This is a genomic window from Bacillus sp. FDAARGOS_527 (assembly GCF_003812125.1).
Lineage (GTDB): Bacteria > Bacillota > Bacilli > Bacillales > Bacillaceae_G > Bacillus_A > Bacillus_A paranthracis.
The window spans coordinates 2,917,185-2,930,591 of sequence record NZ_CP033795.1; the positions used below are offsets into that span (position 1 = coordinate 2,917,185).

The window sequence follows — 13,407 nt, forward strand, 5'->3', positions numbered from 1 at the left end:
GACTCCAACCCCTCGTTCATTTATTAATTGTATTGTAATAAGAAGTAGAGAATTGGTAAAACGAATAACCAACTATCTGTTCGATCTAATATACCACCATGTCCAGGTAAAATTGTACCCGAATCTTTTACGCCATAATGACGTTTAAATGCAGATTGTACTAAATCACCAATTTGTCCAAAAATAGAAATGATAATTGTCAGCACAATTAAAATTACTACATTCGATTCCACCGGGAAGAACATGTTGTAAACAAGCGCCACAATAATTCCACAAACGATGCCGCCTAATGAACCTTCAATCGTTTTATTTGGACTAATTTCTGGCCATAATTTTCTTTTTCCTAATGCTTTTCCTACGAAATATGCACCTGAATCAGTAGCCCATATAACAAATAATGCGCAAAACACATATTTAATTCCTAAAATTCTCGTTTCATTCAAATATAAGAATCCCATTGCAACATATGTTGTCGCCATTAATAAAAATGAAGCATTATCAAAAGTAAATGTATTCTTAGAAAGGACTGTATATGATAAAAGTAATAGAACAATCACAAATGTGATTTCTAATTTACCTAATCCAATCCAAGTAAACAGTTCTGATGCACTACTTGGAATTAAAATAATCCATAATAATACTGCAGCTAAAACTGTTGGTACTGAAATAAGCGTAAGCTTATTCATACGAATTAATTCATATAAACCTATAGAAGCAAGTGCATACACTAAAACCGTAAAAGGCACGCCACCGTAAATTACGATGGGAATGAATAGCGCGGCAGCAACCACTCCAGTAATAATTCTCTGTTTCACTACCAAACCCTCTCTTTCTACACGCCTCCGAATCTGCGCCCTCTATGCTGAAAGTCTGTAATCGCATTTAGCAAATGTTCCTCGGTAAAATCTGGCCAATACACATCTGTAAACCAAAATTCCGAATATGCAATTTGCCATAACATGAAATTACTAATACGTAGCTCTCCGCTCGTACGGATTAACAATTCTGGGTCAGGTAAAGAACTCGTCATTAGGTAGGAAGAAAGCATTTCTTCGCTTACATCTTCAACACGAACTTTTCCTTCCTCACTATCTTTCATCATATGTTGCACAGCAGAAACGATTTCATCTCGACTTCCATAGTTTAACGCGAAATTCAGAATTAATCCCGTATTCTCTTTCGTCTCTTCCATGGCCTTCTCCATCGCTCTGCGTGTATGCGTAGGAAGACGATCTTGTTGCCCTATTACACGGACTTGTACGTTCTCTTCAATCAATTCTGGTAAAAATGTACCTAAAAATTCTTCTGGAAGCTTCATTAAATAATCAACTTCCTTTTTTGGTCTTTTCCAGTTCTCAGTTGAAAAAGCATAAAGAGTTAATACTTTCACATTAAGTTTGCTTGCAAATTTTGTGATTTTCTTTACAACTTGCATGCCTTCATGATGTCCCGCAATACGAGGCATCGCTCTCCTCTTTGCCCACCTTCCATTACCATCCATAATAATGGCAATATGTTCTGGGATGTATCCTTTTTTCACTTCTTCAACGAGATGATCAAACGATGTGTCCTTTTTACCTTTAAAAAAAGGAAAGTTTTTAAACATCATTCATACCCTCCAACAAGCAGACGTATGCCTAAAAGTGTAAAAAGACCCCCTTAAGAAGAGGGTCATATTTGCGAAAGTATCGCTATTACACTTCCATGATTTCTTTTTCTTTGTTTTTTGCGATTTCGTCAACTTTTGCAATATATTTATCTGTTTCTTTTTGGATATCTTCAGTATATCCTCTTAAATCGTCTTCTGTAATCTCGCCAGCTTTTTCAAGCTTCTTAAGATCATCGTTACCGTCACGACGTACGTTACGAACAGCAACTTTTGCTTCTTCAGCATATTTTTTCACAACTTTTACAAGATCACGACGACGCTCTTCTGTTAATGCAGGGAATGCAATACGAATTACAGTTCCATCATTAGAAGGGTTTAAGCCTAAATCTGCTTTTAAAATTGCTTTTTCGATATCACCGATAGAAGTTTTATCATACGGTTGAATTACAAGTAAACGTGCTTCTGGAACTGTAATGTTCGCTAATTGCACAACTGGTGTTGGTGCACCATAGTAATCAACTTGTACTTTATCTAATACAGACGCGTTTGCACGACCAGCGCGAACTGTTGCTAATTCGCGTGAATAAGCAGCAACCGCTTTTTCCATTTTTTCATTTGCAGACTTCAATACTTGTTGTCCCATATTTATTTCCCCCTTACAACTGTTCCGATATTTTCGCCTAACACGGCACGTTTAATATTCCCTTTTTCCATAACTGAGAATACAATTAATGGAATATCATTATCCATACATAGAGAAGAAGCTGTAGAATCCATTACACCTAAACCTTCTTTTAATACATCTAAGTAAGTAAGTGTTTCGTATTTCGTAGCTGTTGGGTCAATAGATGGATCTGCATTATATACGCCATCCACATTGTTTTTCGCCATTAAAATTACGTCAGCTTCAATTTCCGCTGCACGTAATGCTGCCGTTGTATCTGTAGAGAAGTATGGGTTACCAGTACCTGCTGCAAAGATAACAACACGTTTTTTCTCTAAGTGACGAACTGCTTTACGACGAATGTAAGGCTCTGCCACTTGACGCATTTCAATTGAAGTTTGTACGCGAGTTTGAATTCCGATGTTCTCCAAGCTATCTTGAAGAGCTAATGAATTCATAACTGTCGCTAACATGCCCATGTAATCCGCTCCTGCACGATCCATGCCCATCTCACTTCCAATTTTCCCACGCCAAATGTTACCGCCGCCAACAACAACAGCAACCTCTACATCTAGTTCTGCAATTTCTTTCACTTGTTCCGCAACTGACTTAATAACAGCTGGGTTGATTCCAAATCCTTGCTCGCCAGCTAAAGCTTCTCCACTCAGCTTTAAAACGACACGATTATATTTCGGTTTACTCATAATGAACCTCCAATTGCTTACATCTTTATTTTAAAAAAGGGAACACAATGTGTTCCCTAATCTGTATTAGTTACTACCTTTTACTTGGTTCATTACTTCTTCAGCAAAGTTGTCTTCGCGTTTTTCGATACCTTCACCAACAGCGTAGCGAACGAATCCTTTTAATGTTGCGCCTTTAGACTCAACGAATTGACGAACTTTCATATCAGGGTTTTTAACGAATGCTTGGTCAAGTAAGCAAATCTCTTCGAAGAATTTGCCTAGACGGCCTTCAACCATTTTTGCAACGATTTTTTCAGGCTTGCCTTCGTTTAATGCTTGTTGTGTTAATACTTGACGCTCATGCTCAACTTCTTCAGCTGTTACAGCATCACGATCGATGTATTTTGGGTTAACTGCAGCGATGTGCATTGCTACGTCTTTAGCAGCCGCTTCATCAGTAGAACCTTCAAGAACTGTTAGAACACCAATGCGTCCACCCATGTGTAGGTAAGCACCGAATGCATCTGCATCAGTTTTTGATACGATTTCGAAACGACGAAGTGTAAGCTTTTCACCAATTTTAGCGATTGCTTCGTTGATGTGCTCTTCAACTTTTTTACCGTTTTCCATTGTTTGAGCCATAGCTTCTTCAACGTTAGCAGGCTTCTTAGCTAATAAGTGAGCAGCTAATTCTTTAATTAATGTTTGGAAACCTTCGTTTTTCGCAACGAAATCAGTTTCAGAGTTTAATTCTAAGATTAAACCGTCGTTACCGTTTGTTTCGATGAAAGTTAAACCTTCAGCAGCGATGCGGTCTGCTTTTTTAGCAGCTTTCGCGATACCTTTTTCACGTAAGAAGTCAATTGCCTTCTCCATGTCGCCGTTAGTTTCTGTTAAAGCTTTTTTGCAGTCCATCATACCTGCGCCAGTTTTTTCACGTAATTCTTTTACCATTTGTGCAGTGATTGCCATACTTTTCATCCTCCTAAAATATGTATTTATACCTTTTATAAAGGTGTTTATACCTTAAAAAAGGTGATAAAAGGCCGAACCCCTTATCACCTTTCCAACTTTGTTACGCAGTAACAGTTTCTTCACCTTGTTTTGCTTCAAGGATCGCGTCTGCCATTTTAGATGTAAGAAGTTTTACAGCACGAATTGCATCATCGTTCGCTGGGATAACGTGATCGATTTCGTCTGGATCACAGTTTGTATCAACGATACCGATGATTGGAATGTGTAATTTGCGTGCTTCAGCAACTGCAATACGCTCTTTACGAGGGTCTACTACGAATAATGCACTTGGAAGACCTTTCATATCTTTAATACCGCCTAAGAATTTCTCAAGACGCTCTAACTCTTTTTTAAGTTGAACAACTTCTTTCTTAGGTAGTACTTCGAAAGTACCATCTTCTTGCATTCTTTCGATGTCTTTAAGACGCTTGATACGCTTTTGGATTGTTTGGAAGTTAGTTAAAGTTCCACCTAACCAACGTTGGTTAACGAAGTACATACCAGCACGAGTTGCTTCTTCTTTAATAGCTTCTTGTGCTTGTTTTTTAGTACCTACGAATAAGATGTCTCCGCCTTCAGCAGCGATGTCACGCATAACTTTGAAAGCTTCCTCAACTTTTTTCACAGTTTTTTGTAAGTCGATGATGTAGATACCGTTACGCTCTGTGAAAATGTAACGCTTCATTTTTGGGTTCCAACGACGAGTTTGATGTCCGAAATGAACACCAGCTTCAAGCAATTGCTTCATAGAAATTACTGACATAATATAGTTCCTCCTAAATGGTTTTTGATATCCTCCGTTTACTTCATCTCTAAGCGAAACTACAAACGTAGCACCAACACTTAAATCAGTAAACGTGTGTACTTTGTACTGACACCACTGCTTACTATATCATACTGAAATATTACAATCAAGTCGAAAATGCGAACAATGTAAAACTTTCTTTGTTCATACTCGAATTCTAGTATTACCAACCTACATTTCTTTTAAGCAAAAAAAGTGAAATGCAATTCATGGCCTTTCAAAAAAATGCGATTATGACGCTATGTACGAACAACATCAATCTGTTATACAAAAAAACTCTCCTCAAAAAATGAGAAGAGTTTTATAAATTAGTTTGTTTTCAATTTAGCAAGTTCATGTAAGAATTTGTCGTTTAGTACTTTAATGTATGTTCCTTTCATACCTAAAGAACGCGACTCAATTACACCAGCACTTTCTAATTTACGAAGTGCATTTACGATTACCGAACGAGTGATTCCTACGCGGTCAGCAATTTTACTTGCAACAAGTAAACCTTCTGTTCCGTTTAATTCTTCGAAGATGTGCTCGATTGCTTCTAACTCACTGTAAGATAATGAGCTGATCGCCATTTGAACAACAGCTTTGCTACGTGCTTCTTCTTCAATTTCTTCTGCTTTTTCACGTAAAATTTCCATACCTACAACAGTTGAGCTGTACTCAGCAAGAATTAAATCATCATCTAAGAACTCTTGACCAAGACGAGCTAAAACTAATGTACCTAGACGCTCACCGCCACCAACGATCGGTACGATTGTAGTTAAGCCTTGACCAAATAATTCTTTATTTTCTACTGGGAATGCTGTGTAAGCACTGTTTACATCTAAGTTTGAAGATGTTTCTGTAATGTTGAATAAGCTTTGTGTATACTCTTCTGGGAATTGACGCTCTGCAAGCATTTGTTTCATACGCTCATTCTCGATTTGTTGGTGAATTGCATAACCTAGTAATTTACCACGACGGCTTACTACGAATACGTTCGCTTCGATTACTTCACACATTGTGTCAGACATTTCTCTAAAGTTTACAGGCTTTCCTGCTGCGCTCTGTAATAACGCATTTAATTTTCTTGTTTTTGCTAATAATTCCATTTCAAAAGTTCCTCCTACATGTTACTCACATATTTTTTCATCACTTGGAAACTAGGGCGAGTCACCTGATGACACTATTACAAAATAAACTGGCTCACATCTTTATTTTTAGCAATCGTTGCTAATTTTTCCTCAACGTATTGAGGCGTTATCGTTATTTTCTCTAACGTAATTTCAGATGCTTCAAACGATAAATCTTCAAGGAGCTTCTCCATAATCGTATGAAGTCTTCTTGCTCCAATATTATCTGTATCCTGATTAACTTGATAAGCAATCTCAGCAATCTTACGAATAGCTTCGTCTGAAAATTCAATTTCTATACCTTCAGTCGCTAATAAAGCAATATATTGTTTAATTAACGCATTATCAGGCTCGATTAATATTTTAACAAAATCATCCGTCGATAATTTTGTTAATTCTACTCGAATCGGAAATCTCCCTTGTAATTCCGGAATCAAATCTGACGGTTTAGACATATGAAACGCTCCAGCTGCAACGAATAAAATATAATCCGTTTTTACTGATCCGTATTTTGTCGCAACATTTGATCCTTCTACAATTGGTAAAATGTCACGTTGCACACCTTCACGTGATACATCTACACTATTCGACTGCTTACCAGCAATTTTGTCAATTTCATCGATAAAAATAATCCCGAGCTGTTCAGCACGATAAACAGCCTCTTGTGTAACTTCATCCATATCAATTAAGCGCTGTGCTTCCTCATTTGTCAAGACTTTTCTTGCTTCTTTTACAGAAAGTTTACGTTTTTTTGTTTTTTTCGGCATAAAACTTCCTAATGCATCTTGAAAATTCATCCCCATTTGTTCCATGCCAGTTCCTTGCAGCATATCGAACATGGAAGACTGTTGTTCAGTCACTTCAATCGATACAATTTCATCTTCAAGAAGTCCTGCAGCAAGCTTTCTTTCCACATCTTGACGTTTCTTTTCGATTTCAACATCTTCCTGTGAATCTGTTGTTTGATTCGAATTTTGAGCGCCACCAAATAGCATTTCTAATGGGTTTTTAAATCCAGATTGCTTCTCCGGACTCGGCACTAAAATTTCAACAAGACGTTGGTTCGCTTGTTCTTCTGCTTTGTCTTGTACTTTTACTACCATTTCTTCTTTCACAATGCGAACTGACGTTTCCACAAGGTCACGTACCATCGATTCTACATCTCTACCTACATATCCAACTTCTGTAAATTTCGTAGCTTCAACCTTAATAAAAGGTGCTCCAACGAGTTTCGCCATTCGTCGTGCTACCTCTGTTTTACCAACACCTGTCGGTCCAATCATTAAAATATTTTTAGGTGCAATTTCATCACGTAGATTTTCAGCTAATTTACTTCGGCGGTATCGATTTCTTAAAGCTACAGCAACCGCTTTCTTCGCATCCTTTTGACCGATAATGTATTGATCTAATTTTTCCACAATTTGACGCGGAGTAAAATGTAAATGCATATAAAATGCCTCCCTTACGATTCTACAATTCTTCCACAATTATATTGTGGTTTGTATACACACAAATATCGCCTGCAATGTCTAAACTCGCTTTCGCAATTTGCTTCGCTGTTAAATGTTCACTTGCATATTGTTTTAAAGCACGACCTGCTGAAAGCGCATAATTTCCGCCAGATCCAATTGCTAAAATACCATCATCCGGTTCAATCACTTCTCCCGTACCTGAAACAAGGAGCATCGTTGTTTTATCCATGACAATGAGCATCGCTTCTAGCTGACGTAACATCTTGTCACCGCGCCATTGCTTCGCCATCTCAACAGCAGCACGCTGCAAGTTTCCATTATACTCTTCTAATTTCCCTTCAAACATTTCAAAAAGAGTAAATGCATCAGCAACTGAACCTGCAAAACCAGCTAAAACTTTCCCTTGAAAAAGTTTACGAACCTTACGAGCTGTATGTTTCATTACAACAGCATTTCCCATTGTCACCTGGCCATCTCCAGCCATTGCACATTCTCCATTATGATGAACTGCAAATATCGTTGTAGCGTGGAAATTTCCCATAGAAAAAACTCCTTTATATGTTTTTATAGCTTTAAAAGCAATTTATGCCCGTGGGTGATGCTTCATGTAGACAGAACGCAATCTTTCTTTAGAGACATGCGTATAAATTTGTGTCGTAGACAAATTTTCATGACCGAGTAGCTCCTGTACAGTACGTAAATCTGCCCCTTCATCTAACATATGTGTAGCAAATGTATGCCTTAACATATGAGGATTTATACGCATTGTCAGTGAAGCTTTCTTAATGAGTTCATTTAATACATAGCGTACTCCTCGACTTGTCAGCGGCGTGCCTTTCGCATTTAAAAATACCATATGAGATTGTTCTTCAGTTTTCTTGGCTAACTGTTTTCTCCCGTTCTCTATATAAGTAATTAAAGCATCTTGTGCATAGCTCCCGAACGGAATATACCTTTGTTTTTTTCCTTTTCCCATTACTAAAATTGTTCCCACCGCAAAGTCAATATCGGTAAGTTGTAAATTGACACATTCACTCACACGGATCCCGGTCGCATACATCAACTCTAATAAAGCTTGATTCCTTTGACCTAACGGGGTTTTCGTATCAGAAACTTCAAATAATTCCTCTAATTCTTCAGCATATAAAAACTTTGGGATTGACAATTCTTTTTTGGGGAGTGACGCAAGTGCAAACGGATTATCCTTCCGATAACCTTCACGCATCAAAAAACGATATAAACTTCGTAAGCTTGATACTTTTCTTGCGACAGATTTACGGGCTAACTTTTCATCATGCAACGTCGTTAAGTACAAACGAACATCCGCGTATGTAATATCTAAAAAAGAGGATATGCCTTCTCGCTCCATAAATTGTACAAAATGTTCTAAATCATTTTGATAACTTGCAATTGTATATTTTGAATAATTTCTTTCAATTTGTAAATATCCAACGAATAATTGTAACAATTTCTTCACATTCACACAATTCACCTCAATAAAGGCTACTAAATCGTATCACAACTTAGTAGCCTTTGCAAGAAATTTAACTAAATATTTACAAAATTTCGAATCGTTTCTAAAGCGCGTGTTGCATATGCTTCATTACGTTCTGCTTTCTTTTTAATTTTCTTCTCTAACGGTGCAAACAGACCGAAGTTTGCATTCATCGGTTGGAAGTTTTTTGCATTTGTCGCAGTAATATAATTCGCCATACTTCCCATCGCAGTTACTGGTGGTAATACAACCGGCTCTTCACCTTTTACAAGTCGAGCAGCGTTGATACCTGCTAGCAATCCTGAAGCCGCCGATTCAACATACCCCTCTACTCCAGTCATTTGACCAGCGAAGAATAAATCATCACGTTGTTTATATTGGTATGTTGGACGAAGTAAGTTAGGTGAATTAATAAACGTATTACGATGCATTACACCATAACGTACAATCTCTGCGTTTTCCAGTCCCGGAATCAACTGTAACACTTCTTTTTGCGGTCCCCATTTTAAATGCGTTTGGAAACCTACGATATTGTATAACGTCCCCGCTGCATCATCTTGACGTAACTGAACAACAGCATATGGCGTTTTCCCTGTTTTTGGATCTTCTAATCCAACAGGTTTCATCGGTCCAAATACTAGTGTTTGTCTTCCTCTACTTGCCATAACTTCTACCGGCATACAACCTTCAAAGAAAATTTCTTTTTCAAATTCTTTTAAAGGTACTGTTTCAGCAGCGATTAAAGCCTCGTAAAAACGGTCAAATTCCTCTTCCGTCATTGGACAGTTTAAATATGCCGCTTCACCTTTATCGTAACGAGATTTTAAATACACTTTATTCATATCAATGCTGTCTTTCTCAACAATCGGTGCTGCTGCATCATAGAAATAAAAGTAGTCTTCACCCGTTAATTCTTTTAATTGCGCAGAAAGATCAGGCGACGTAAGTGGACCTGTCGCAATAACAGTAGGACCTTCTGGAATTTCAGTGATTTCTTCATTCACCACAGTTACGTTCGGATGATTTTTCACATATTCCGTTACTTTTGCCGCAAATTCATGACGATCTACCGCTAAAGCCCCTCCTGCTGGTACAGAACACTCATCAGCTGCACGAATAATAACAGAATCCATTAAACGCATTTCTTCTTTAATAACACCAACAGCATTTGTTAATGTGTTTGCGCGAAGCGAGTTACTACATACTAATTCTGCAAATTTATCTGTGTGATGAGCTGGCGTTTGCCTTACCGGTCTCATTTCGTATAATCTTACTTGGACACCACGTTTTGCAATTTGGTAAGCTGCTTCACTTCCTGCAAGACCTGCGCCAATGACGTTTACTACTTGTGTTGTCATATATTTATCACCTTTCCTTTTCTTCCCGAAAAAAATGTGAGCAGTTACGCTCACATTTGTTGTTCTTCTTCATAATCACACGAAATACATTGTACTTGTACGCCTTTTTTCAACTTCTTCTCTACTAGCATACCTTCACACTTCGGACATTTACGGCCAATCGGCTTATCCCAAGATACAAAGTCACACTCTGGATACGTACCGCACCCATAGAAAAGACGTTTCTTTTTATTACTACGACGTTCAATAATTTGACCTTTATCACATTTCGGACAAGTAACACCGATTTCTTTCACAATCGGTTTTGTATTACGACAATCTGGGAAATTCGAGCAAGCCATAAATTTCCCGTATTTACCCATTTTAAAGACCATTGGGTGATTACATAATTCACAATCTTCCCCAGCTGGTTCATCTTTAATTTCCACTTCACGCATTTCTTTTTCCGCTTTTTCTAAACGCGGTTCAAATCCTACGTAGAAATCATCAACAATTTTTACCCAATTCGCATTTCCTTCTTCTACTTCATCGAGGCTTTGCTCCATGTTAGCAGTAAATTCAATGTTAATAATTTCCGGGAAAAACTCTAAAATAAGTTCAATTACTATTTCACCTAGTTCAGTTGGAACGAAGCGTTTATTATCCAAACCTACATATCCACGTTTTTGAATCGTTTCAAGTGTCGGTACGTAAGTCGACGGTCTTCCAATTCCAAGCTCTTCAAGTGTTCTTACTAAACGAGCCTCTGTATAGCGCGGCGGAGGTTGTGTAAAGTGTTGCTTCGGTTCTAAATCCTTCGAAAATACGGTTTCCCCTACTTCTAAAGGTGGCAACATCTTATCCTTTTCTTCAGCCCCATCATCTTTCGACTCTACATACACTTTCATAAATCCTGGGAACTTTACAACCGATCCACTTGAACGGAACTGAACATTATTATTAATGAGTCTCGCTGTCACAGTATCCATTATAGCAGACGCCATTTGACTTGCAACAAATCGCTCCCAAATCAATTTATACAATCGAAGTTGGTCACGACTTAAGAAACTCTTTAGTTCCTCTGGCTTTCTCATTACCGAAGTAGGACGAATTGCCTCATGCGCATCTTGTGCGTTCGACTTCTTCGTTTCTTTCTTCTTTTCTGTTCCTATGTATTCCGTACCAAACGCCTCAGTAATGTACGTACGTGCCTCTGTTTGAGCTGTTTCTGAGATACGTGTTGAATCAGTTCTCATATACGTAATAAGACCTACAGTTCCTTGTTTTCCAAGATCAATTCCTTCATACAATTGCTGCGCAAGCATCATCGTTTTCTTTGCTCGCATGTTTAACTTACGCGCCGCCTCTTGTTGCAAGGAAGATGTTGTAAATGGTAATGCTGGATTACGTTTTCGCTCTTTTCTCGTTACATTTTCAACTGAGAACGCATTATCTTTCAGCCGTTCAATTATTTCATTCACTTGTGTTTCATTCGTTAATTGAACTTTTTCACCATCTACACCGTAAAAGCTTGCTTCAAATGTGTCTTTCCCTTTCACAAATTCTGTCTTAATTGTCCAGAATTCTTCAGGCTCGAAACTTTGTATTTCTCTTTCACGTTCGATAATTAAACGAACTGCTACAGATTGTACGCGTCCTGCACTTAATCCTTTTTTTACTTTCTTCCATAATAAAGGACTAATATTGTAACCAACAAGACGATCTAGTATACGTCTTGCTTGTTGTGCATCTACTAAATTCATGTTAATCGCGCGAGGATGTTTGAATGATTCTTTTATTGCATCTTTTGTAATCTCATTAAACACAACTCGGCAATCTGATTCAACGTCCACATTTAACGTATTGGCTAAATGCCAAGCAATAGCTTCCCCTTCGCGGTCTGGATCGGCCGCGAGATAGACTTTCTTTGCTTTTTTTGCTGCTGATTTTAAGTCTTTTAAGACGGGACCTTTACCACGAATGGTAATATACTTCGGGGTGAAGTTGTTCTTTACTTCTATCCCCATTTGGCTTTTAGGTAAATCGCGAACGTGTCCCATAGACGCGACAACTTTGTATTTTTTCCCTAAATATTTCTCAATGGTCTTCGCCTTAGAAGGCGACTCCACGATTACGAGGTAATCTGACATGCTAGTGCCTCCTTAAGAGGTGGATTCAAGTCTTCATTAATCTTATTGATTTCTCTTGTTTTTGTCAATCAAGAATGAATATACCATACAGTGCCTATCTACCATTTGTCAATAATTGTTTAATAAAAACATAAAAATATAAGGTTAATTTAAAACCTCTTCCAGTATATCTTCTGCATTTCTTACTAGTTTCGCTCCTTGTTGAATGAGATGATTTGTTCCTGATGCACTATCTATAAATATAGGTCCAGGCAGTGCAAATACCTCTCTATTTTGCTCTAGAGCAAGGTCTGCGGTAATAAGTGTTCCACTTCTTGATTTCGCTTCTACAACTAAAACACCTTTACTTATGCCACTAATAATTCGATTCCTTTTTGGAAAATACCATTTTTTCGGTGCATAGTGCGGAGGATACTCTGTTAATAACAATATATATTCATTCCATACTTCATATAAATATCGATTCTCTCTTGGATATATATACGATAATCCATGTCCTAGTATCGCAATTGTTGGGCAATGCCGTCTTACTGTAATTTCATGAGACATCGCATCTATCCCTCTTGCAAATCCACTGACAATAAGCCATTCTTTTTCTAATAATGGATGTAAAATAAATTTCAAACTTTCATATCCATATAAAGTCGGTTCTCTCGTTCCAACAACCGCTAATTTATTCACTTTATTGAGAAAATCTTTTTCTCCTTTTCCATATAATACAAAGGGAGGATCTTGTATTTCACGTAATAATTTCGGATAATCTTCATCCCATATTGTCATATAAAAGAATCGATTTTTCTCTAAATAAGATATATATTGTGGGAGATTTGAACTTTGAAGAAAATTTACTAATTCTGAAGATTTTTTCGAGGATATTCCAGTGTAACATTCCATTTGTTTTGCATTAAAAGTGTATATTCCCTTCAATTCTGGATCGACATGTAATAGCCTCTCTATCGCCTTCCAATGGTCTGCTAACAAATAATGAAGATGTAATAATCGTTCTCTTTTCATCTCAATTCTCCTTACCCATAATTTTTATTATGTAAACAAGAAGTTTGTAAAA

General features: G+C 37.5%; 13 protein-coding genes. All 13 read right to left on the reverse strand.

The features are described 5' to 3' along the window. Positions 1-23 precede the first annotated feature (23 nt). The gene (gene cdsA, locus EGX95_RS17510) at positions 24-815 is read right to left on the reverse strand and encodes a phosphatidate cytidylyltransferase (RefSeq protein ID WP_000813584.1); all 792 of its coding nucleotides are present in this window, start codon (positions 813-815) and stop codon (positions 24-26) included. Between the two features lie 17 nt (positions 816-832). Further along, a complete protein-coding gene (gene uppS / locus EGX95_RS17515) occupies positions 833-1,609 on the reverse strand; it encodes an undecaprenyl pyrophosphate synthase (protein WP_000971301.1) in 777 nt (258 codons plus the stop codon). An 85-nt stretch (positions 1,610-1,694) separates the two neighbouring features. Beyond that, positions 1,695-2,252, reverse strand: a complete 558-nt coding sequence (gene frr, locus EGX95_RS17520; protein WP_000531500.1) for a ribosome recycling factor — start codon at positions 2,250-2,252, stop codon at positions 1,695-1,697. Positions 2,253-2,254: 2 nt separating this feature from the next. Next, positions 2,255-2,977, reverse strand: a complete 723-nt coding sequence (gene pyrH / locus EGX95_RS17525) for a UMP kinase (RefSeq protein ID WP_000042663.1) — start codon at positions 2,975-2,977, stop codon at positions 2,255-2,257. Between the two features lie 66 nt (positions 2,978-3,043). After that, on the reverse strand, positions 3,044-3,931 hold the full coding sequence (tsf, locus tag EGX95_RS17530) for a translation elongation factor Ts (RefSeq protein WP_001018580.1): 888 nt from the start codon (positions 3,929-3,931) through the stop codon (positions 3,044-3,046). Between the two features lie 103 nt (positions 3,932-4,034). Beyond that, positions 4,035-4,736, reverse strand: coding sequence for a 30S ribosomal protein S2 (rpsB, locus tag EGX95_RS17535; protein WP_000111483.1), 702 nt, complete (start codon positions 4,734-4,736; stop codon positions 4,035-4,037). A gap of 350 nt (positions 4,737-5,086) precedes the next feature. After that, positions 5,087-5,866: a GTP-sensing pleiotropic transcriptional regulator CodY gene (gene codY / locus EGX95_RS17540; RefSeq protein WP_000421288.1), complete on the reverse strand. Its 780-nt coding sequence runs from the start codon at positions 5,864-5,866 to the stop codon at positions 5,087-5,089. Positions 5,867-5,943: 77 nt separating this feature from the next. Then, on the reverse strand, positions 5,944-7,335 hold the full coding sequence (gene hslU / locus EGX95_RS17545) for an ATP-dependent protease ATPase subunit HslU (protein ID WP_000550081.1): 1,392 nt from the start codon (positions 7,333-7,335) through the stop codon (positions 5,944-5,946). A gap of 22 nt (positions 7,336-7,357) precedes the next feature. Then, on the reverse strand, positions 7,358-7,900 hold the full coding sequence (hslV, locus tag EGX95_RS17550; protein ID WP_000526271.1) for an ATP-dependent protease proteolytic subunit HslV: 543 nt from the start codon (positions 7,898-7,900) through the stop codon (positions 7,358-7,360). A 42-nt stretch (positions 7,901-7,942) separates the two neighbouring features. Next, positions 7,943-8,842 carry a tyrosine recombinase XerC gene (gene xerC / locus EGX95_RS17555; RefSeq protein ID WP_123805690.1) on the reverse strand — a complete coding sequence of 300 codons (900 nt, stop codon included), beginning with the start codon at positions 8,840-8,842 and terminating at the stop codon, positions 7,943-7,945. A 65-nt stretch (positions 8,843-8,907) separates the two neighbouring features. Next, complete coding sequence (gene trmFO, locus EGX95_RS17560) at positions 8,908-10,212, reverse strand: FADH(2)-oxidizing methylenetetrahydrofolate--tRNA-(uracil(54)-C(5))-methyltransferase TrmFO (protein ID WP_002028254.1); 1,305 nt, start codon at positions 10,210-10,212, stop codon at positions 8,908-8,910. A 50-nt stretch (positions 10,213-10,262) separates the two neighbouring features. Then, entirely contained in the window at positions 10,263-12,341 is a 2,079-nt protein-coding gene (gene topA / locus EGX95_RS17565) for a type I DNA topoisomerase (protein ID WP_001286973.1), read from the reverse strand. 144 nt (positions 12,342-12,485) lie between these two features. Beyond that, complete coding sequence (gene dprA / locus EGX95_RS17570; RefSeq protein WP_000818031.1) at positions 12,486-13,355, reverse strand: DNA-processing protein DprA; 870 nt, start codon at positions 13,353-13,355, stop codon at positions 12,486-12,488. Between the last annotated feature and the right edge of the window lie 52 nt (positions 13,356-13,407).